The sequence below is a fragment of the Pseudomonas sp. CCI1.1 genome, from assembly GCF_034348165.1.
Lineage (GTDB): Bacteria > Pseudomonadota > Gammaproteobacteria > Pseudomonadales > Pseudomonadaceae > Aquipseudomonas > Aquipseudomonas paracarnis.
Map to the genome: position 1 here is coordinate 4,336,697 of NZ_CP133780.1, position 19,723 is coordinate 4,356,419.

Below are 19,723 nucleotides of genomic sequence, written 5' to 3' on the forward strand. Positions count from 1 at the left end.
TTGCCTACCTGAAACGGATGCCTTCTTCGTCATGAGCCAACAGCCCTTCCTGCCGTTTTCCAAACCGACCATTGATGAAGCCACCATCGCGGCGGTCGGCGATGTTCTGCGTTCCGGCTGGATCACCAGCGGGCCAAAGGTGCAGGCGTTCGAAGCACAGTTGTCAGACTATTTTGGCGGACGTCCGGTGCGCACCTTCAACTCGGGCACCTGCACCATGGAGATCGCCTTGCGCATCGCCGGGATCGGGCCTGGGGATGAAGTCATCACCACGCCAATCTCCTGGGTTGCCACGGCCAACGTGATTCTCGAAGTGGGTGCCACTCCCGTCTTCGCCGACATCGACCCGGTGACGCGCAATATCGACCTGGCCCAGGTGGAAGCCGCCATTACTCCGCGCACCAAGGCGATCATCCCGGTCTACCTGGCCGGCTTGCCCCTGGATATGCCGATGCTCTACGCGCTGGCCAACAAGTACAACCTGCGCATTGTCGAAGATGCTGCCCAGGCCCTGGGGTCCAGCTGGGATGGAGAACGCATCGGCGCAACTGGCGACTTCGTGTCCTTCAGCTTCCAGGCGAACAAGAACATCACGTCGTCCGAAGGCGGCTGCCTGGTGTTGAACAATGCCGAGGAGGCCCGTCTGGCAGAGAAGTACCGCCTGCAAGGCGTCACCCGCAGCGGCTTCGATGGCCTGGATGTGGATGTGCTGGGTGGCAAGTTCAACATGACCGACATTGCCGCCGCCATCGGCCTGGGGCAATTTGCGCACATCGAGAAAATCACCGCCCATCGTCAGAACCTGGCACGGCACTACTTCAAATGCTTCGGCAGCAATTTCGAAGCCCAATACGGCGCGCAACTGCCGCCGGCCGACTTCGAAAACAGCAACTGGCACCTGTTCCAACTGGTATTGCCGGAGCGCCAGGATGGCCTGCCAGCCCGTGCGACGTTCATGGAGCAGATGCAGGCCCACGGCGTGGGTATCGGCTATCACTACCCGCCGATCCACCTGCTGAGCCTCTATCGGGCACAGGGTTTCAAGGAAGGCATGTTCCCGGTGGCCGAACGTGTTGGGCGTTTGATCGTGTCGTTGCCGATGTTCACGGCGATGACAGAGGCGGATGTGGAGCGGGCTGTAGCGGCGGTTAAAGCCGTACTGAAAAAAGGCTGATCACAACAAATCAACTGTGGGAGCTGGCTTGCCTGCGATGCTGGCACCTCGGTGTATCGGTGATACCCGGGTGATCCAATCGCAGGCAAGCCAGCTCCCACATTGAGGTGTGCTGTTGCAGCTGTTGCGTTTATTCGCCGATCGCGGCTTTGTAGCCGGCGGCATCCAGCAGTTTGTCCAGCTCGGCCTTGTCGCTTGGCTTGAGCTTGAAGATCCAGGCGCCGTACGGGTCAGAGTTCAACAGCTCAGGACTGCCACCCAATTCTTCGTTGACGGCAAGTACTTCGCCCGCAATCGGCGAGTAGATATCCGAAGCGGCCTTGACCGACTCCACCACGCCCGCCTGGTCTTGAGCGGCAAACACCTTGCCCACTTCGGTCAGTTCAACAAACACCACATCACCCAAAGCTTCCTGTGCATGGTCGGAGATCCCGACGGTCACGGTGCCGTCAGCTTCCAGACGGGCCCATTCGTGACTTTCGGCAAAACGCAGGTCGGCAGGGATATTGCTCATAGTCTGTGTCCTCAAGATGAAATGTCAGCGGCCATTGGCCTGCCGGAATTGGTTAGATCAGGGTTTTGCCATGACGCACGAAGGTCGGCTTGACCACTCGAACCGGATACCACTTGCCGCGGATTTCCACTTCGGCCCGGTCGGCAGTCGCCGTCGGCACACGCGCCAGCGCAATGGATTTGCTTAGCGTAGGCGAGAAACTACCACTGGTGATCTCTCCTTCGCCAACATTGGCGATACGAACCACTTGGTGAGCACGCAGCACACCACGCTCTTCAAGGACGAGCCCGACCAGTTTGAACTGCACGCCGGCTGCTTTTTCTGCTTCCAGCGCAGCGCGGCCAATGAAGTTACGCTCGACAGGTTCCCAGGCGATGCTCCAGGCCATGTTGGCCGCCAGCGGCGAGACGGCCTGGTGAATATCCTGGCCATACAGGTTCATGCCGGCCTCCAGGCGCAAGGTATCGCGCGCACCGAGGCCGATGGGGGAAATGCCAGCGCCCACCAGGTCGTTGAAAAAGCCCGGTGCCTGATCGGCCGGCAGCACGATTTCGAGGCCGTCTTCGCCGGTATAGCCGGTGCGGGCGATATACCAGTCGCCATCGGCCCGGCCTTCGAACGGTTTGAGCTGATGGATCAGGATGCCACGGGACTGGGTCACCAGTTCGGCGATTTTCTGCCGGGCGTGGGGGCCTTGGATGGCGAGCATGGCCAACTCGGAGCGCTCATGCAGTTGCACTGAGTAGCTGCCCAGTTGCGCCTGCATCCAGGCCATGTCCTGATCGCGCGTGGCGGCGTTGACCACCAGGCGGTAACCGGTTTCGGTGCGGTAGACGATCATGTCGTCCACCACCCCGCCCTGCTCGTTGAGCATGGCGCTGTATAACGCACGGCCACAGCCGTGCAGTCGGTCGACATCATTGGCCAGCAGGTACTGGAGCCATTCCTTGGCCTGGGGGCCGGTGACATCGATCACGGTCATATGAGATACATCGAAGACCCCGCAGTCGCGTCGCACCTGGTGGTGTTCTTCAACTTGCGAGCCGTAATGCAAAGGCATATCCCAACCGCCAAAATCGACCATTTTCGCGCCGAGGGCGAGATGCAGGTCATACAGAGGCGTACGCTGTCCCATGGGTTTCTCCTTCCGGGCTTGGCGAAGGCGCGCAGAGCTGCCACGTGCGCCGAACACCTTGTACTACAAGGCCCGCAGCCACATACAGCAGGTCGATCCGAAAGACGGAGCGCACCGAATGCCGCGCATTGTAGCCTCAAGCCGTAGGACTGGCACCTAACCGATTTGCCGAGCCGAGCGACGAATCAGCCCGATGACCGGCAACAAGCCGACCAGCACAAGGGTCAGCGCCGGCAAAGACGCCCGTGCCCATTCGCCTTCACTGGTCATTTCAAAGATGCGGACCGCCAGGGTGTCCCAGCCAAACGGGCGCATCAGCAAGGTGGCCGGCATTTCCTTGAGCACATCCACGAACACCAGCAGCGCTGCGCTCAACGCGCCCGGCAGCAATAACGGCAGATACACTTTGCAAAACAGTCGTGGGCCGCTCACCCCAAGGCTGCGTGCCGCTTCGGGCAAAGACGGTCGGATTCGCGCCAGGCTGTTTTCCAGCGGCCCGTAGGCCACCGCCAGGAACCGCACCAGGTACGCCAGCACCAGTGCCGACAGGCTGCCCAGCAGCAAAGGCTTGCCCGCCCCGCCCAGCCAGCCGGAGAGCGGCACCACCAGCTCGCGGTCCAGATAGCTGAACGCCAGCATGATCGACACCGCCAGCACCGAGCCTGGCAAGGCATAGCCGACATTGGCCAGGCTGATACCAGAGCGAATCGCCCGGGTGGGCGCCAGACGGTTGGCAAAGGCCAGTATCAGCGCGACGCTGACGGTGATCAGGGCTGCGATACCGCCCAGGTAGAGGGTATGCACGATCAGCCCGGTGTAACGTTCATCTAGGTCGAAGCGGCCACGCTGCCAGAACCACGCCACCAGTTGCAGCATCGGAATCACGAACGCACAGGCGAAGACCAGGCCGCACCACGCACTGGCCGCCACGGCTTTGAACCCGCGCAAGTGGTACAACGCCTTGCCCCGCGGGCGCTCATTGCTCGGTCGACTGGCCCCGCGCGCACGTCGCTCGCCATACAGCACCAACATCACTACCAGCAGCAGCAGACTCGCCAGTTGCGCGGCACTGGACAGGCTGAAAAAGCCGTACCAGGTTTTATAGATAGCGGTGGTGAAGGTGTCGAAATTGAACACCGAGACCGCGCCAAAATCCGCGAGTGTCTCCATCAACGCCAAGGCCACACCAGCACCAATCGCTGGCCGCGCCATTGGCAATGCCACACGCCAGAACGCTTGCCATGGCGATTGCCCCAGCACCCGCGCCGCTTCCATCAAGCCTTTGCCCTGAGCCAGGAACGCGCTGCGCGCCAGCAGGTAGACATAGGGATAGAACACCAGCACCAACACGATGACCACGCCGCTGGTAGAGCGTACCCGCGGCAAGCGCAACCCGGTGCCGAACCACTCGCGCAGCAGGGTTTGCACCGGGCCGGCGAAATCCAGCAGGCCCACAAACACGAAGGCCAGCACATAGGCAGGGATTGCAAAGGGCAACATCAGTGCCCAGTCGAGCCAGCGCCGCCCGGGGAACTCGCACAGGCTGGTCAGCCAGGCCAGGCTGACGCCCAGCAGCGTCACGCCCAGGCCGACACCGAGCACCAGGGTCAAGGTGTTGCCCAGCAAGCGGGGCATCTGAGTGTCCCAGAGGTGCGACCAGATCTGCGGGTCGATGCTTTGCCAGGACAGCAGCAGCACGCTCAGCGGCAACAGCACCAAGGCGGCGACGCTGAAAACCGGCAGGTACCAGCGACGTTGGGCGGGGTGGGCCAAGGAAAAGCTCTCAGAAAAATAAAGATGTTGAAGCGGCCACTAACCAATGTGGGAGCTGGCTTGCCTGCGATACAAGCACCCCGGTGTATCAGTGATACCGACGTGATGCAATCGCGGGCAAGCCAGCTCCCACAGTCGAGCGGCGCAGCTTCAGTTCCAGCCAGCGCGATCCATCAGGCGAATCGCTTCGGCCTGGCGCTTGCCTGCCACTTCCACTGGCAAGGTATCGGCCACGAACTTGCCCCAGGTCGCCACTTCCGCCGATGGCGGTACCGCCGGGTTGGCCGGGAACTCCTGGTTGACGTCGGCGAAGATCTTCTGCGCCTCAGGCGTGGTCATCCACTCCACCAGCGCCTTGGCCGCTTCCGGGTGTGGTGCGTGCTGGGTCAGGCCGATGCCGGAGAGGTTCACATGCACGCCGCGGTCGCCCTGGTTCGGCCAGAACAACTTCACTGCCAGGTCTGGCTTCTGCTTGTGCAGGCGACCGTAGTAATAGGTGTTGACGATACCCACGTCGCATTGCCCGGCGTTGATGGCCTCCAGCACGGCGATGTCATCGGAGAACACGTCGGTGGAGAGGTTATTCACCCAACCCTTGATGATTTCTTCGGTCTTGGCCGCGCCATGGGTCTCGATCAACGTGGCGGTCAGCGACTGGTTGTAAACTTTTTTCGCCGTGCGCAGGCACAGGCGGCCTTCCCACTGCTTGTCGGCCAGGGCTTCGTAGGTGGTCAGGTCGCCCGGTTTTACCCGGTCGGTGGAATAGGCGATCGTTCGCGCCCGCAGGCTCAAACCGGTCCAGGCGTGGGCCGATGAGCGGTATTGCAGAGGAATATTCTTGTCGATCACAGGAGAGGTGAACGGTTGCAGGATGCCCATCTGCTCGGCCTGCCAGAGGTTGCCGGCGTCAACGGTGAGCAGCAGGTCGGCGGTGGCGTTCTCGCCCTCGGCCTTGATGCGCTGCATCAACGGGGCTTCCTTGTCGGTGATGAACTTGACCTGTACGCCGGTCTTTTTGGTGTAGGCGTCGAACACAGGCTTGATCAGTTCGTCGATACGCGAGGAGTAGACCACGACTTCGTCGGCCGCCTGCACGGTGGTGCTGCCGATCAGGGTGAGTGCCAGGGCAGTCAGGAGGCGCTTGGGTGCCAACATGGGTGCGGTCTCTCATTTGCAAATGGAGGGCAAATGATAAGGACTCACATTTGGTAACGCTTGGTGGAGGCGTTACCAGATGTTGCACAGCCAGAATATGCGCCGGAGCTGACGGCCTCATCGCGGGCAAGCCCGGCTCCCACAGAGGGTTGTATTGTCAGTTCAGGGTTTGGCGAGTTCGGGGAGATCGCCAGTCAATCCGAGTGCCTGGCGCACAAACACGGCTTTGGCTTCGGGCATCTGGTCGACGATTTTCAAACCCGCGTTGCGCAACCAGCGCAGCGGCAGTTGATCGGCCTGGAACAAGCGCTCAAAGCCTTCCATCGCCGCCATCAGCGCCAGGTTATGGGGCATGCGGCGCCGCTCGTAACGGCTCAGCACTTTCACATCGGCCAGGCGCTCGCCGCGCTCGGTCGCCGCCAACAGCACTTCGGCCAGCACGGCTGCATCGAGGAAACCCAGGTTGACGCCCTGCCCCGCCAACGGGTGGATGACGTGAGCGGCGTCGCCGATCAATGCCAGGCCTTCGGCCACATAGCGTTTGGCATGGCGCTGGCGCAACGGTACGCACACACGCGGGTCAGCACTGAGCACGGTGCCCAGGCGCCCCTCGAAAGCACGCTCCAGCTCACGGCAGAAGCCTTCGTCATCCAGCGCCATCAAACGCTCGGATTCGGCGGGCGTGGTCGACCAGACTATCGAACACCAGTCTTCCTGCCCATCGCGCACCAGCGGCAGGAACGCCAGCGGACCGGTGTCGGTGAAGCGTTGCCACGCGGTACGCTGGTGCGGCTGACTGCTGCGCACGCTGGTGACGATGGCGTTATGCAGGTAATCCCATTCACGGGTAGGTGTACCGGTCAGGCGGCGTACGGCGGAGTTGGCACCGTCGGCAGCCACCACCAGCGGCGCGCGCAGCTTGCGGCCGTCGGCCAGGGTCAGCAACCAGTCATCGCCGGAGCGGCGCATCTGTTCCAGGCGCGCACTGGCCAGCAGGCCGAGGTCGCAGTCATGCAGGCGATCGAGCAAGGCATCCTGCACCACGCGGTTCTCGACGATATGCCCAAGCACCTCGGCATGCACACTGGCCGCCGAGAAGTGGATCTGCCCGGTGCCGCTGCCGTCCCATACCTGCATTTCGCCATAGGGGCTGGCACGCCGCTCTACGATACCGTCCCACACGCCCAGGCGCTCAAGAATGCGCTGGCTGGCCGCCGACAACGCGCTCACCCGCGGTTCAAACGCCGCAGCCGGGTCAAATGGCTTGACGCTCAACGGGCTGCCGTCGAGCAGCAGTACTTGCAAGCCACTGCCCTGCAACGCCAGCGCCAGGGCGCTTCCGACCATTCCGGCCCCGACAATCAGCACATCTGCGCGCATGTCCATATTCAAGCCTGTCTCGCTGGCGGCTTGCGCCGCACATAAAGGGTTTTGTCGACCCGCGCCACCAGAGTGCCGGAGCCGTCATGAATCTCGACTTTGAGGTGGGGCAGATATTTCTCGCCACCTTCAGTCTGGCGCCGGATCTGATCGAGCAAAGCGTCGTCGATGGAGAATTCGGCATACACCGGGCCTTTGCCCGGCGAGATGAAGTCGATACTCGCAGCCTTGTCCCACACGATGTAGTCGCGGCCCAGGTTCTCGATCAACAGCAACATGTAGAACGGATCGACCATCGAATACAGGCTGCCGCCAAATTGCGTACCGACGTAATTGCGGTTGTACCAACCCAGGCCCATGCGCACCTTGGCATGTCGGAAATCGGCACTCAATGCCTGCACCCGCACCCCGGCGCCGAGGTACGGCGGGTACAGGGTGAGGAACCAGCGCAACAGCCGCGCCTTGCCCACGCGTTGGGTTAGCCACTTACGCATCGGAACGCGTACCCAGGCCCATGGCCTGACGGGCGAACCAGCGTTTGGCCGGTGGTAACAGGTCGAGGCCAAGCAAGCCCATATTGCGGCCCAGCGCCATCAACGGTTGGGCACTGCCAAACAGGCGCGTGACCTGGTCGGAGAAGCCTACGGTGAGTTGCTGGTCCAGGCGCTGGCGCTCGCGATAGCCTTGCAAGGTCGCCAGGTCACCCGGCACAGCAGGCCCGGCCAACAGGGCTTCGGCCAAGGCATTGGCATCGCGCAGGGACAGGTTGAACCCCTGCCCGGCAATCGGGTGCAGGCTGTGGGCGGCATTGCCGAGGACCACCAGGTGCGAACGCACTTGCTCTTCGGCTTCCACCAGGGTCAACGGGTACAGGTGGCGGGCGCCCACTTGCTTGAGGGTGCCCAGGCGATACCCGAACACACCCTGAAGTTCGCTCAGGAAGCTACGCTCGTCGAGGCTGGCCAAGCGCTGGGCGTCCATGCCGATGCGGGTCCAGACCAGCGCGCAACGGTTGTCCGGCAGCGGCAGCAAGGCCATGGGGCCTTCATCGGTAAAGCGCTCGAACGCCTCGCCATTGTGCGCTTCGCTCGGCGTGATGTTGGCGATCAGCGCGCTCTGGTTGTAGGGCCGGGTTTTCACGCCGATGCCCAGCTGCTCACGCAAGCCGGAACGGCCGCCATCGGCCAGTACCGCAAGGTCGCATTCCAGCACGGTTTCATCGTTGAGGATCAGGCGATAGCCATCGGGCAGAGGCTCCATGCGCGTGACTTCTGCCGGGCAACGCCAGCTCACTACGTCCTTGTCCAAGCCTTGCCACAGGCATTGGCCGAGCCAGGCGTTTTCCACCACATAACCCAGGGCTGGCACGCCCTCCTCCATCGCGGACAAACGCGCGGTGGAGAAGCGCCCACGGTCCGATACATGGATCTGCTTGATCGGCTCCGCCCGTCGGGAAATGGCCTGCCACAGGCCCAGACGCTGGTAAATCTGGCGCGCGCCAAACGACAGCGCGGAAGAGCGCGCATCGTAGCTCGGCTGGTAGCTGTCGCCCGGTGCAAAGGGTTCGATCAGCACGATCTTCCAACCCCGCGCCTTGGCCCCGGCTTGCAATGCCAGGGCCAGGCTGGCCCCCACCAGGCCGCCGCCGACAATCGCCAGGTTGACCCGGCTCATCGGGCAGCCGCCATCAACGCTTCGATCTCGGCAACGGTCTTGGGCACACCGCCGGTCAGGATTTCACAGCCTTGCTTGGTCACTACCACGTCGTCCTCGATGCGCACGCCAATGCCACGCCATTTCTTTGCCACTGTCTGGTTGTCTGGGGAAATATAGATACCCGGCTCCACGGTCAAGGCCATGCCCACTTCCAGCACGCGCCATTCACCGCCCACTTTGTACTCGCCCACATCATGCACATCCATGCCCAGCCAGTGGCCGGCACGGTGCATGTAGAAGGCGCGGTAGGCTTCGCTGGCGATCAGTTCGTCAACGTCACCTTGCAACAACCCCAGCTTCACCAGGCCGGCGGTGATGACCTGCACGGTCGCCTCGTGGGCCTGGTTCCAATGTTTGTTCGGCGCGATCTGCTTGAAGGCGGCTTCCTGGGAGGCCAGCACAATCTCGTAGATCGCCTTCTGCTCGGGCGAAAACTTGCCGTTGACCGGCCAGGTACGGGTGATATCGCTGGCGTAGCAATCGATCTCACACCCGGCGTCGATCAGCACCAGGTCGCCGTCCTTGAGCACCGCGTCATTCTGCTGGTAATGCAGGATGCAGCTGTTGCGCCCAGCAGCGACGATGGAGCCATAGGCCGGCATCTTCGCACCGCCTTTGCGAAACTCGTAATCCAGCTCGGCTTCCAGGCTGAACTCATGCAGGCCGGCACGGCTGGCCTGCATCGCCCGCACATGGGCCGCACAGGAAATTCGCGCCGCCTCGCGCATCACCTTCACTTCTGCCGCCGATTTATACAGGCGCATATCGTGGAGCAAATGATCCAGGGCAACGAATTCGTTCGGCGGCTGGGCGCCCAGGTGCGCTTTGGAACGGATCACGTTGATCCACTCCATCACGTGCCGGTCGAACTCGGCATTGCTGCCCATGGCCGAGTACACGCGGTCGCGACCTTCGATCAGGCCGGGCAGGATGTCGTCGATATCGGTAATGGGGAAGGCGTCATCCGCGCCAAAGTCGCGAATCGCGCCCTCGGTGCCCGCACGCAGGCCGTCCCACAATTCGCGCTCGGCATTGCGCTCGCGGCAGAACAGCACGTACTCGCCGTGCTGGCGACCGGGCATCAGCACGATCACCGCTTCGGGCTCGGGGAAACCGCTCAGGTACTGAAAATCGCTGTCCTGGCGGTAAACATGCTCGACATCGCGGTTGCGGATGGCCACGGCGGCGGCCGGCAGGATCGCGATGCTGTTGGGTTCCATCTGCGCCATGAGCGCTTTGCGGCGCCGGGTGTATTCCGCTTTGGGGATATGGATCATGGGCAGATGGGTGTCCTTTCTCAGTGCAACGACGGCTTGGGAGCAGCGGGCTCAGCGGACTTGCGGGTCTCGGTGAACAGCAGCAGCGGCGCGACGCGCAGGTACTCCATGACTTCCATGTAGTCGCCTTCGCCGTCTTCGGATTCTTCCAGGGCATCTTGCACCTGGGAGATGGCCGCCAGGTCCTGCAGCACTTCCTTGGCGTCGGTGCTCAGCTCCAGGCCGCCGGCATTCACGCCGAAACCGTGGAGGAAACCCTGGCACCATTGGCCCAGCGCGGCAGCGCGATCGGCCAGCGGGGCGTCGTCGGTGGGCAGCAGCAGGACCACGGTGACGTCATCACCGGTCAGTTCGCCCTTGACCATTTCTTGCAGGCCGATCAATGCGTTGCGCACATTGTCGGTGGGTTCGGTTTCCAGCAGCTCGGCCACATCGGCCAGCCAGTTATCGGCATCAAAGCCGACACCGGTGCAACTGCGGCCCAACAGCACGCCGTGCAGTTCAGCAGGCGAGCATGGATGGCCGCTGGCGCTCAGCAGTTTGGAAAAAGCATCGTACGGGGAGTTCTGAATGGGCATGGTGAGCTAGGCGCCAGACGGCGCAATGTCTAGAATGGAGCGCTGTATCCTAGCACCGGCAGACGCACCAAGACTATCGAGGGCGTCAGATCGTTTATCCTGCAGTTGCCATTCATCAGACAAATCCAGTGGAACCCAATGGAAGACACCGACCTGCAAGCGCTGATGGCCAGACTCGAACTGCTAATTGATCGGGTCGAGCAACTTAAGAGTCAAAACGGACTCCTATTAGCTCAGGAAAAGACCTGGCGCGAGGAACGCGCTCACCTCATTGAAAAAAACGAAATCGCCCGGCGTAAGGTCGAATCGATGATTTCGCGCCTGAAGGCCCTGGAGCAAGACTCATGAGTTCAAGCAATAGCGTTACCGTGCAGATCCTCGACAAAGAATATTCGATCATCTGCCCCCAGGAAGAACGCAGCAACCTGGTGAGCGCTGCCCGCTACCTGGACGGCAAGATGCGCGAAATCCGCAGCAGCGGCAAAGTGATCGGCGCCGACCGCATCGCCGTGATGGCCGCGCTGAATATCACCCATGACCTGCTGCATAAGCAGGAGCGCCCTGACGTACAGGCCAGCGGCTCGACGCGCGAGCAGGTGCGTGACCTGCTCGATCGCGTGGATCTGGTGCTTTCCACCGATTCAGACACACCCAAGGGCTGATTGCCGAGCAGGTTTAAGGTATACTCGCCCCACTCCCTGGCGTGTTTGCCAGTCGGCGATGTCCCTGAGCCGATTCGCACTACCCTGGAAGTTGCACGTTGGGCTGGTGTGCATGTCCGCTAGACGGAAAGCCTTAAAGCCTACTGCTTCTTCCACCTTGAACTTTCGGGTTCAAGGGCTAAGTCGACAGCGGCTCTGTCGGGGAGCCTGAATTCCCAAACTCAATGCCAGTCCCCGGACTGGCATTGTTTTATGAGCCGAAAAATCATGACCGAACCTGCGCCGCTTTCCCGTCCGCAACTTCGACGCATGTTGCGCAAGGCCCGCCGCGCGCTCACGCCAAGCGAGCAGCGCCAGGCCGCTCAGGGTCTGTACCGGCAACTGGCACAGCACCCGCTGTTTCGCCGGGCCAAACATATCTCTTTATATCTGCCCACGGACGGTGAAATCGATCCGCGCCTGCTGCTGCGTGCGGCCCAGCGTCGCGGCAAAGCCACTTACCTGCCGGTGCTCAGCGCCTGGCCGCGCACCAAGATGGTGTTCCAGCGCGTACGCCCTGGGGATAGGTTGTTGCCCAACCGCTTTCGCATCCTTGAGCCACGGGTCAATGCCCATCACCAGCGCCAAGTCTGGGCGCTGGACCTGGTATTGTTGCCGTTGGTGGGGTTCGATGATTTGGGTGGGCGCCTGGGCATGGGCGGCGGGTTCTACGATCGCAGCCTGGCCTATCTTGCCCGCCGCCAGAGCTGGCGCAAGCCAACGCTGCTGGGGCTGGCCCATGAATGCCAGAAAGTCGAACGCCTGGCGCAGGCAAGCTGGGATGTGCCGTTGGCGGGGACGGTGACTGATAAGCAGTGGTATGTCGCACAAACGCCGCTGGAAACAGCGGCGCCTTGGTGAATGCTTGAGTTAACGCTTGAACGGTTGTGGCTGCTGCTGAGCCAGTTCAACCGGTGCATCGGTCTTGTTCGACCACAGGCTCTGGGCATAACCGGTGGTCACGACGCCCAGACCAAACAAAATAACCAAAATCCATAGTAAATCCGGCTTACGTTGCATCGATTGCCCCCCTTTCAGGCACCTCGTACACGATGACAACAACGTTCCATAGTAGTCCGTTGCAGCTGCGTCAAGCTTAAAAGCGCGCATTCTGCGGTAACGTGAACCAACACGCAAACCTTGACGCCAACCGACTGTCGGTTTGTCATGCAATTGCCCGACAACTTACCCAATGCCTTTTTCAGGAGCCCAACCATGGCCTACTGGCTGATGAAATCCGAGCCCGACGAACTCTCCATCAACGGCCTGGAAAAGCTCGGCGAAGCGCGCTGGGACGGGGTACGCAACTATCAGGCGCGCAACTTTTTGCGCGCCATGGCCGTGGGCGACGAGTTTTTTTTCTATCACTCCAGTTGCCCGGAGCCAGGGATTGCCGGCATCGGCAAAATCATCCGGGCCGCCTATCCGGACCCCACTGCGCTGGAACCAGAAAGCCACTATTTCGACGCCAAGGCCACCCCGGAGAAAAACCCGTGGAGCGCGATCGATGTCGCACATGTGCAAACCTTCTCCAAGGTGCTGGGGCTCGGCTATCTAAAACAGCAAACTGCACTGGCTGAAATGCCGCTGGTGCAAAAGGGCAGTCGGCTTTCGGTCATGGCGGTCACACCGGAGCAGTGGGCAGCGGTCCTCCAGTTGCTTTAATTGAAACTGGCTTCTTGCGGTGCCTGTCAGGGCCTCTTCGCGGGCAAGCCCGCTCCCACACTGGAAATGCGAACCCCTCTGGGAGCGGGCTTGCCCGCGATAGTCGCGCAGCGACTTACTGGATGATCAGGTTGTTGAACAGCAGGTCTTCTACCACTGGCTTGCCGGTTTCATCATTCATCACCTGCTGCGTTTGCTTCAACGCTTCCTGACGCAGCTTTTCCTTGCCTTCCACACTGCTCATGGTCTCGTTGGTCTGCTGGGTAAACAGCGCCACCAGTTGGTTGCGAATCAACGGGTCGTTGGCCTTGACCAACTTCGCCGCCTCATCACCCGTCACGCGCAGTGCAATGTCGGCCTTGTAGACCTTGAGCTTGGCGGTGCCATCCAGGCCGTAATTGCCCACGAACGGCGGGCTCAGGCTGATATAGCTGACCTTCGGCGCCTCGCCCTCTTTGGCCTCTTCGGCCTGGGCTGCCATCGGCAAGGTCAGGGCCAGCATCAACAGGATCCACGCTTTCACAGTTCATTCCTCGAATTCGGTTGCCGGGTAGCATAACGCTAGCAAGGCTGAGCACAAGCTTATGGGGGCTTATCAGGCGCGGGCATGCTCGTTGACCCACGGGCGTACCCTCCTACACTTATCGGCCACGACGCCAAAAGGAATAGTCCGATGAAAGCTGTGCTGTGCAAAGCCTTCGGCCCCGCCGAAACCCTGGTGCTGGAAGAGATCGCCAGCCCCGCGATCAAGAAGAACGAAATCCTGTTGGACGTGCACGCGGCCGGGGTGAATTTCCCGGACACGCTGATCATCGAAGGCAAATACCAGTTCAAGCCGCCCTTTCCGTTCTCACCCGGTGGTGAAGCGGCAGGCGTGGTCAGTGAAGTGGGTGAGAAAGTCAGCCATCTGAAAGTCGGGGACCGTGTGATGGCGCTGACCGGCTGGGGCAGCTTTGCCGAGCAGGTCGCGGTGCCCGGCTATAACGTGCTGCCGATCCCGCCGAGCATGGATTTCAACACCGCCGCCGCCTTCAGCATGACCTACGGCACCTCCATGCATGCGCTGAAACAACGCGCCAACCTGCAACCTGGCGAGACCCTGCTGGTGCTTGGCGCGTCCGGCGGCGTGGGCCTGGCCGCCGTGGAGATCGGCAAGGCCATGGGCGCCCGGGTGATTGCCGCCGCCAGCAGCGCCGACAAGCTCGCAGTGGCCAAGGCGGCCGGCGCCGATGAGCTGATCAACTACAGCGAAGCCAGCCTCAAGGATGAGGTCAAGCGCCTGACCGATGGCAATGGCGCTGACGTGATTTACGACCCGGTGGGGGGTGACCTGTTTGACCAGGCCATTCGTTCGATCGCCTGGAATGGGCGCCTGTTGGTGGTGGGTTTCGCCAGCGGGCGTATTCCTGAACTGCCGGTGAACCTGGCGTTGCTCAAGGGCGCAGCGGTGGTCGGGGTGTTCTGGGGTTCGTTTGCCCAGCGCCAACCGCAGGACAATGCAGCGAATTTCCAGCAGCTGTTCACCTGGTATGGCGAGGGCAAGCTCAAGCCGTTGGTGTCGCAGGTGTATCCGCTGGAACAGGCCGCCCAGGCGATCAATGATCTGGGACAGCGCAAGGCGGTGGGTAAAATAGTTGTCCAAACCCGATAACACACCTGAAATGCAATCCATGTGGGAGCTGGCTTGCCTGCGATAGCGGTGGGTCAGCTGCTACAGACGAAGCTGACCCACCGCTATCGCAGGCAAGCCAGCTCCCACAGTAGTTACTTCGCGGTCTTAGGACCTAACCACGACCATCACTTATCTATAGGCGACATGTTCGTAAAAGAACATGCAATTGCTCTCGTTTCCTGTGTTTGCGGATAAGAGGCGATGCTATTTTCGGTAACGAAACTGTAACATTCGCATCCGCAGTCAAAACAAGAAATTTGGAGCTCTTGAATGTTTGCTTTCTTTCGTCCTGCCGCACACCAGGCGCCCCTGCCTGAAGAAAAAATAGACAGTACCTACCGACGGCTGCGCTGGCAGATCTTCGCGGGTATTTTCTTTGGTTACGCCGGCTACTACCTGCTGCGTAAAAACTTCTCCCTGGCCATGCCCTACCTGATCGACGAGGGTTACACCCGTGGTGAACTGGGCCTGGCAATGTCGGCGATCGCGATTGCCTACGGCTTGTCCAAGTTCCTGATGGGCCTGGTGTCCGACCGCTCCAACCCACGTTACTTCCTGCCCTTCGGCCTGCTGGTTTCGGCGGGGGTGATGTTCATTTTCGGTTTCGCGCCTTGGGCAACCTCCAGCGTGACCATGATGTTCATTTTGCTGTTCATCAACGGCTGGGCCCAGGGCATGGGCTGGCCGCCAAGTGGGCGGACCATGGTGCACTGGTGGTCGCAGAAAGAACGCGGCGGCGTGGTGTCCGTGTGGAACGTGGCGCATAACGTCGGGGGTGGCTTGATCGGCCCGCTGTTCCTGCTCGGCATGGCGTGGTTCAACGACTGGCATGCGGCGTTCTACGTGCCGGCCACCGTGGCCCTGGCGGTGGCGGCGTTTGCCTTCATCACCATGCGCGACACCCCGCAATCGGTGGGCCTGCCGCCTATCGAGCAGTACAAGAACGACTATCCGGAAGGTTACGACGCCAGCCACGAAGACGAATTCAGCGCCAAGGAAATCTTCGTCAAGTACGTGCTGCGCAACAAAATGCTCTGGTACATCGCCTTCGCCAACGTGTTCGTCTATCTGTTGCGTTACGGCGTACTGGACTGGGCGCCGACCTACTTGAAAGAAGCCAAGCACTTCACGGTCGATAAGTCGTCCTGGGCGTACTTCTTCTACGAGTGGGCAGGTATCCCGGGTACGCTGCTATGCGGCTGGATGTCGGACAAGATCTTCCGTGGCAACCGCGGCCTGACCGGCATCGTGTTCATGGCCCTGGTGACAGTGGCAACCCTGGTTTACTGGCTCAACCCGCCGGGCAACCCGATGATCGACATGATTGCGCTGTTCTCCATCGGCTTCCTGATCTACGGCCCGGTGATGCTGATCGGCCTGCAGGCACTGGAACTGGCTCCGAAGAAGGCCGCCGGTACCGCAGCGGGCTTCACCGGCTTGTTCGGTTACCTGGGCGGTTCGGTAGCGGCAAGTGCCGCCATGGGCTATACGGTTGACCATTTCGGCTGGGACGGCGGCTTTGTACTGCTGATCAGCGCCTGCGTACTGGCGATCGCGTTCCTGATCCCTACGCTGTGGCACACCAACAGTGTCAGCTCGGCGCGTTAACCGCCCAGGCAATCCTTGGCACAACGCTTGAGCCGCGCCTCCAGGTTTTTATCTGGCATGGCGTGGCTACGCAGGGCGTTCACGGTCTGCTCGACATAATCGCGAGTCGTACCGTAACGCCCGCAAGCGCTTTGCAGTACATGATTAAGCACGATATCGGGCAAGTTGCCGGCATAGCTGGGCAAATGCCGCTCCAACACAAACCCCAACGCCTGGACGGTGCTGCCATCTTCCAATCGGCAACTGAGCCAGTGCGGCCGGTACGAGGGGTAAGGCATCTCACGCTGCCACAGGGCGTAAAGCGAGGCCTCCAACTGGTCCTCCGGCAAGCGGTAGGCAAACCCGCTGCAGGAACCACCGCGATCCAACCCAAACACCAGCCCCGGCAGCTCCGGCGTACCGCGATGCTCGTGTGACCACAAATACAAGCCACGGTGATAACCGTGAACCCGTGCACGCACCCGCTCGGTCGACGAGCATTCAGGGCGCCAGATCAGCGAACCATACGCAAACAGCCACACCGGCCCACCCTTGTGCCGAGCCATGGTGGCTTGCATCGAGCTCATCAATTGTTCGTGAGTGAGTTGCGGCCCCAGATCGAGCCGCGGAGGGTAAGCCAATTGCAGAAGATCGGTTTCAATGGCGGTCATGGCGAAAAGCGGTGCGCCTCCTGTGTGTTACCAGTTGTAAGCGACTTTACCGTAATAGAACGCGCCGCTGTAACCGTACGGCGAAAAAGTGCTGTAGGCGAGGTTGCCGCCGCTGCTGGCGAAGGCGTTAACCTTCTCCGGGTACTTATCGGTGACGTTGTCGCCACCCAGGGTGAAGGTCCAGTTCTTCAACTTGTAATCCGCTGACAGGTCCAGCACCCAGGCGGCCTTGAAGGTCTGATCGTTGACCTTGTCCGTCTGATAACTGGTGAACTCACCATAGCGCACCAGGTTAGTGTGCAGCGCCCAATTACCGAAGGTGAAGTCATTGCCCAGGCTCAGCTTGTGCTGGGGCGTGGTATCGCCCAGCAAACCGATACGCTCGCGGCGGTCCACCCGCACCAGGTTGGCCCCCAGGCTGTCGAGAATCGCGGGGTTGGCTTTCACGTCGGTGACTTTGGTGTGGTTGTAGTTGTAGCCCACGGTACTGTTCCAGCGAATGCCGTTATCGAGCTGGTAGCGATAGTTGGCTACCAGATCGACGCCATCGGTGCTGGTGTCCGTGGCGTTGGTAAAGTAACGGGCCGTGGTGTAGTTGATATTGCCGACGCCATTGGCTTGCAGGTAGGCCACCGTGGCCGGGTTGAGATTGAGGTTGGACGACAGGCTGATGCGGTCGCGGATGTCGATGCGGTACACATCGAGCGTGACGGTCAGGTCATCGGCCGGCTCGAGCACCAGGCCGAGGCTGTAGTTGCGCGACTTTTCGGCCTTGAGGTCTTCGGCACCCAGCAGGCGCGCGACCTGACTGTTGGCCGGGAAGGTGCCGGCTTCCTGGATGGTGCTACCGATCAACTGCGATGAGGTGTAGGCAAAATTCTGCTGGGCCAGGGACGGCGCACGGAAACCGTTGGAGATGCTGCCGCGCACGGCCACCTGGGGGGTGAAGTCATAGCGGGCCGACAGCGAGCCGCTGACGTTGGAACCAAAGTCACTGTAATCCTCATGGCGCACGGCAGCCGAGGCGCTGAGCTTTTCGGTGAAGTTGGTTTCCAGGTCCAGGTACTGCGCCCAGTTATGCCGCGTGCTGGTACCGGCATCGGCATCGCGGAAACCACCCAGGCCGGAGCTGCCGGTCTGGTAATAGGACGCGGGCTCGCCCGCCTCGATTTCATAGCCCTGATGCAGGTACTCACCGCCGAACGCCACAGAGACTGGATACGGCAGAAAGCCCACATCGAATTCACGGGACAGGTCCAGGCTGACTTGCTTCTGATCGTTGCTCAGTGTGCCGTTATTGAATTTACGCGGCGTCGCCAGGCCCAGTGAGGTGTTGATGGTTTCAGTCCCCAGTTCGTACTGGTTCTTGCCGTAGTTGGCCGACAAGTCGTAATGCCAGTCGTAGGCCAGCAGGCCGCGCAAGCCCACCACCAGCGAGGTGTCTTCCAGGTTGCCTTTGATCAGTGGCAGGTAGCCGTTGGGGTTGAGCGCCTTGATGTTGTTGGACGCGTTGCTTGCCCGGTAGAAGGCTGCCGTTTCACCGCGCCGCTTGCTGTAGCCACCGAAGGTGTAGAACTCGGCGGCATCGTTGAAGGCATACTCCGAGTTGAACTGGAATTTGCCTTCATTGGTGGCCGGCTCACCTTGGCGGAACACACGCTGGCCGTAAGTAGTAGAGCCGATGCTGCCGGGGCGGTAGTCGTTGCCGGCGCGGTTGGTGTAATCGTTGTCGGCGCCTTCGGCAGACAGGTTGATAAAGCCATTGTCGCCCAATGCCAGGCCCGCATTACCGCTGACATTACGCTGGATGCCGTCACCCTTTTTGTACTCGCCAAACTTGCTGGAAACCGAGCCGCCATGGTCGGCGTGCTTGAGGATCACGTTGATCACCCCGGCGATCGCATCGGAGCCGTAACGGGCAGAAGCGCCGTCGCGCAGCACCTCGATATGGTCCACCGCCGACAGCGAGATGGCATTCAAGTCTGCCGGAGCCGAACCGCGCCCAACCGCACCGCCCAGATTGACGAAGGCACTGGTATGGCGACGCTTGCCGTTGACCAGTACCAATACCTGGTCCGGCGACAAGCCGCGCAACTGCGCCGGACGCACGAGTTCGGCGCCGTCCACCAGGCCTGGTCGGGGGAAGTTGATCGACGGAATCAGGCGCGCTAATACGGCACCCAGCTCATCGGAGCCGGTGCTGCGCAGGGTTTCACCGGAGATTACGTCGATTGGCGACAGCGATGCACTGGCGGTGCGCTCTTGGGCGCGGGTGCCGGTGACGATCACGGTGTCGAGTTTAGGTGCATCAACCGCAGAAGTTTCGTCTGCCAGAACTGGATTGAATCCCACAACGGTCAGCAAATTTGCCGACAAAATCGCCGTGTATAGCGCGTGTTTCCTGTAGCTGCCCATACCGCTCCCCTTTGAATCAAAAATAGAACTGCAATGCGCGAAGTTCGTACGATCGATCCGGCTGGCGGGCGGTGGCGGTCAGTATCTGGTTATGGTCGATGAAGTCGGTAGTCCGTTGCGATATAGCTTAAAGATATTCATCACCCAGAATAAATACCTTAAAAGAATAAGCAAAAGCATAAGCACGCTCGCCCATTCGTCAGGATCCACGCGGCTAATCCCGGTACTTTCAGCCCCGGTTCAGCCTGGGCGGGTGCCAAGCCGTCAAACTGACGCGCCTATAACGACCCACTTAGCCGCTCATCAAATC

General features: G+C 61.0%; 20 protein-coding genes and 1 other RNA gene. 8 read left to right on the forward strand and 13 right to left on the reverse strand.

The genetic code is table 11. The features are described from left to right. Positions 1–31 precede the first annotated feature (31 nt). Complete coding sequence (locus tag RHM69_RS19695) at positions 32–1,174, forward strand: DegT/DnrJ/EryC1/StrS family aminotransferase (protein ID WP_038451935.1); 1,143 nt, start codon at positions 32–34, stop codon at positions 1,172–1,174. A gap of 130 nt (positions 1,175–1,304) precedes the next feature. Here RHM69_RS19695 and gcvH read toward each other — a convergent pair whose 3' ends face one another. The 9 genes from gcvH to RHM69_RS19740 form a co-directional block, all read right to left on the reverse strand. After that, on the reverse strand, positions 1,305–1,688 hold the full coding sequence (gcvH, locus tag RHM69_RS19700; RefSeq protein ID WP_020301818.1) for a glycine cleavage system protein GcvH: 384 nt from the start codon (positions 1,686–1,688) through the stop codon (positions 1,305–1,307). A gap of 52 nt (positions 1,689–1,740) precedes the next feature. Continuing rightward, on the reverse strand, positions 1,741–2,823 hold the full coding sequence (gene gcvT / locus RHM69_RS19705; protein ID WP_003195295.1) for a glycine cleavage system aminomethyltransferase GcvT: 1,083 nt from the start codon (positions 2,821–2,823) through the stop codon (positions 1,741–1,743). 156 nt (positions 2,824–2,979) lie between these two features. Then, entirely contained in the window at positions 2,980–4,596 is a 1,617-nt protein-coding gene (locus tag RHM69_RS19710; RefSeq protein ID WP_130174993.1) for an ABC transporter permease, read from the reverse strand. Positions 4,597–4,746: 150 nt separating this feature from the next. Then, positions 4,747–5,751: an extracellular solute-binding protein gene (locus tag RHM69_RS19715; RefSeq protein ID WP_014720404.1), complete on the reverse strand. Its 1,005-nt coding sequence runs from the start codon at positions 5,749–5,751 to the stop codon at positions 4,747–4,749. Between the two features lie 162 nt (positions 5,752–5,913). Then, the gene (locus RHM69_RS19720; protein WP_193385115.1) at positions 5,914–7,131 is read right to left on the reverse strand and encodes a 2-octaprenyl-3-methyl-6-methoxy-1,4-benzoquinol hydroxylase; all 1,218 of its coding nucleotides are present in this window, start codon (positions 7,129–7,131) and stop codon (positions 5,914–5,916) included. Positions 7,132–7,139: 8 nt separating this feature from the next. Next, a complete protein-coding gene (locus RHM69_RS19725) occupies positions 7,140–7,625 on the reverse strand; it encodes a DUF4442 domain-containing protein (protein WP_019817788.1) in 486 nt (161 codons plus the stop codon). After that, complete coding sequence (ubiH, locus tag RHM69_RS19730; protein ID WP_014720407.1) at positions 7,618–8,805, reverse strand: 2-octaprenyl-6-methoxyphenyl hydroxylase; 1,188 nt, start codon at positions 8,803–8,805, stop codon at positions 7,618–7,620. Before ubiH ends, RHM69_RS19725 begins: the two co-directional genes overlap by 8 nt. Further along, on the reverse strand, positions 8,802–10,124 hold the full coding sequence (pepP, locus tag RHM69_RS19735; RefSeq protein WP_014720408.1) for a Xaa-Pro aminopeptidase: 1,323 nt from the start codon (positions 10,122–10,124) through the stop codon (positions 8,802–8,804). Before pepP ends, ubiH begins: the two co-directional genes overlap by 4 nt. A gap of 20 nt (positions 10,125–10,144) precedes the next feature. Next, the gene (locus tag RHM69_RS19740) at positions 10,145–10,702 is read right to left on the reverse strand and encodes a YecA family protein (RefSeq protein ID WP_014720409.1); all 558 of its coding nucleotides are present in this window, start codon (positions 10,700–10,702) and stop codon (positions 10,145–10,147) included. A 138-nt stretch (positions 10,703–10,840) separates the two neighbouring features. Here RHM69_RS19740 and RHM69_RS19745 point away from each other — a divergent pair, with 138 nt between their 5' ends. From RHM69_RS19745 to RHM69_RS19760, 4 genes are all read left to right on the forward strand, one after another. Beyond that, positions 10,841–11,050: a TIGR02449 family protein gene (locus tag RHM69_RS19745; RefSeq protein ID WP_003177365.1), complete on the forward strand. Its 210-nt coding sequence runs from the start codon at positions 10,841–10,843 to the stop codon at positions 11,048–11,050. After that, the gene (locus RHM69_RS19750) at positions 11,047–11,364 is read left to right on the forward strand and encodes a cell division protein ZapA (protein ID WP_014720410.1); all 318 of its coding nucleotides are present in this window, start codon (positions 11,047–11,049) and stop codon (positions 11,362–11,364) included. The genes RHM69_RS19745 and RHM69_RS19750 overlap by 4 nt, the downstream gene beginning before the upstream one ends. A 30-nt stretch (positions 11,365–11,394) precedes the next feature. After that, positions 11,395–11,573: non-coding RNA, 6S RNA (gene ssrS, locus RHM69_RS19755), on the forward strand. A 58-nt stretch (positions 11,574–11,631) separates the two neighbouring features. Beyond that, positions 11,632–12,264, forward strand: coding sequence for a 5-formyltetrahydrofolate cyclo-ligase (locus tag RHM69_RS19760; RefSeq protein ID WP_020301815.1), 633 nt, complete (start codon positions 11,632–11,634; stop codon positions 12,262–12,264). Between the two features lie 9 nt (positions 12,265–12,273). Here RHM69_RS19760 and RHM69_RS19765 read toward each other — a convergent pair whose 3' ends face one another. Further along, a complete protein-coding gene (locus tag RHM69_RS19765; protein WP_010207387.1) occupies positions 12,274–12,423 on the reverse strand; it encodes a hypothetical protein in 150 nt (49 codons plus the stop codon). A gap of 195 nt (positions 12,424–12,618) precedes the next feature. Between RHM69_RS19765 and RHM69_RS19770 the strand changes: the two genes are divergently transcribed. Continuing rightward, on the forward strand, positions 12,619–13,068 hold the full coding sequence (locus RHM69_RS19770; protein WP_014720412.1) for an EVE domain-containing protein: 450 nt from the start codon (positions 12,619–12,621) through the stop codon (positions 13,066–13,068). 115 nt (positions 13,069–13,183) lie between these two features. On the opposite strand, the gene RHM69_RS19775 is transcribed toward RHM69_RS19770, so the two are convergent. Further along, on the reverse strand, positions 13,184–13,591 hold the full coding sequence (locus tag RHM69_RS19775) for a flagellar basal body-associated protein FliL (RefSeq protein WP_014720413.1): 408 nt from the start codon (positions 13,589–13,591) through the stop codon (positions 13,184–13,186). Positions 13,592–13,741: 150 nt separating this feature from the next. Between RHM69_RS19775 and RHM69_RS19780 the strand changes: the two genes are divergently transcribed. Together RHM69_RS19780 and glpT are read left to right on the forward strand one after the other, a co-directional pair. Then, the gene (locus RHM69_RS19780) at positions 13,742–14,719 is read left to right on the forward strand and encodes an NADPH:quinone oxidoreductase family protein (protein ID WP_019817790.1); all 978 of its coding nucleotides are present in this window, start codon (positions 13,742–13,744) and stop codon (positions 14,717–14,719) included. Between the two features lie 291 nt (positions 14,720–15,010). After that, positions 15,011–16,348 carry a glycerol-3-phosphate transporter gene (glpT, locus tag RHM69_RS19785; RefSeq protein ID WP_014720415.1) on the forward strand — a complete coding sequence of 446 codons (1,338 nt, stop codon included), beginning with the start codon at positions 15,011–15,013 and terminating at the stop codon, positions 16,346–16,348. On the opposite strand, the gene RHM69_RS19790 is transcribed toward glpT, so the two are convergent. Both RHM69_RS19790 and RHM69_RS19795 read right to left on the reverse strand, forming a co-directional pair. After that, the gene (locus RHM69_RS19790) at positions 16,345–16,998 is read right to left on the reverse strand and encodes a gamma-glutamylcyclotransferase (protein ID WP_014720416.1); all 654 of its coding nucleotides are present in this window, start codon (positions 16,996–16,998) and stop codon (positions 16,345–16,347) included. The two genes, glpT and RHM69_RS19790, sit on opposite strands and share 4 nt — an antisense overlap. 27 nt (positions 16,999–17,025) lie before the next feature. Next, entirely contained in the window at positions 17,026–19,413 is a 2,388-nt protein-coding gene (locus RHM69_RS19795) for a TonB-dependent receptor plug domain-containing protein (protein ID WP_200599442.1), read from the reverse strand. Between the last annotated feature and the right edge of the window lie 310 nt (positions 19,414–19,723).

Bases quoted from the DNA above. Each gene is read 5' to 3' on its own strand.
- RHM69_RS19695 (WP_038451935.1), top strand. From the start codon at position 32: ATGAGCCAACAGCCCTTCCTGCCGTTTTCCAAACCGACCATTGATGAA.
- gcvH (WP_020301818.1), bottom strand. From the start codon at position 1,688: ATGAGCAATATCCCTGCCGACCTGCGTTTTGCCGAAAGTCACGAATGG.
- gcvT (WP_003195295.1), bottom strand. From the start codon at position 2,823: ATGGGACAGCGTACGCCTCTGTATGACCTGCATCTCGCCCTCGGCGCG.
- RHM69_RS19715 (WP_014720404.1), bottom strand. From the start codon at position 5,751: ATGTTGGCACCCAAGCGCCTCCTGACTGCCCTGGCACTCACCCTGATC.
- RHM69_RS19720 (WP_193385115.1), bottom strand. From the start codon at position 7,131: ATGCGCGCAGATGTGCTGATTGTCGGGGCCGGAATGGTCGGAAGCGCC.
- RHM69_RS19725 (WP_019817788.1), bottom strand. From the start codon at position 7,625: ATGCGTAAGTGGCTAACCCAACGCGTGGGCAAGGCGCGGCTGTTGCGC.
- ubiH (WP_014720407.1), bottom strand. From the start codon at position 8,805: ATGAGCCGGGTCAACCTGGCGATTGTCGGCGGCGGCCTGGTGGGGGCC.
- pepP (WP_014720408.1), bottom strand. From the start codon at position 10,124: ATGATCCATATCCCCAAAGCGGAATACACCCGGCGCCGCAAAGCGCTC.
- RHM69_RS19740 (WP_014720409.1), bottom strand. From the start codon at position 10,702: ATGCCCATTCAGAACTCCCCGTACGATGCTTTTTCCAAACTGCTGAGC.
- RHM69_RS19745 (WP_003177365.1), top strand. From the start codon at position 10,841: ATGGAAGACACCGACCTGCAAGCGCTGATGGCCAGACTCGAACTGCTA.
- RHM69_RS19750 (WP_014720410.1), top strand. From the start codon at position 11,047: ATGAGTTCAAGCAATAGCGTTACCGTGCAGATCCTCGACAAAGAATAT.
- RHM69_RS19760 (WP_020301815.1), top strand. From the start codon at position 11,632: ATGACCGAACCTGCGCCGCTTTCCCGTCCGCAACTTCGACGCATGTTG.
- RHM69_RS19765 (WP_010207387.1), bottom strand. From the start codon at position 12,423: ATGCAACGTAAGCCGGATTTACTATGGATTTTGGTTATTTTGTTTGGT.
- RHM69_RS19770 (WP_014720412.1), top strand. From the start codon at position 12,619: ATGGCCTACTGGCTGATGAAATCCGAGCCCGACGAACTCTCCATCAAC.
- RHM69_RS19780 (WP_019817790.1), top strand. From the start codon at position 13,742: ATGAAAGCTGTGCTGTGCAAAGCCTTCGGCCCCGCCGAAACCCTGGTG.
- glpT (WP_014720415.1), top strand. From the start codon at position 15,011: ATGTTTGCTTTCTTTCGTCCTGCCGCACACCAGGCGCCCCTGCCTGAA.
- RHM69_RS19790 (WP_014720416.1), bottom strand. From the start codon at position 16,998: ATGACCGCCATTGAAACCGATCTTCTGCAATTGGCTTACCCTCCGCGG.
- RHM69_RS19795 (WP_200599442.1), bottom strand. From the start codon at position 19,413: ATGGGCAGCTACAGGAAACACGCGCTATACACGGCGATTTTGTCGGCA.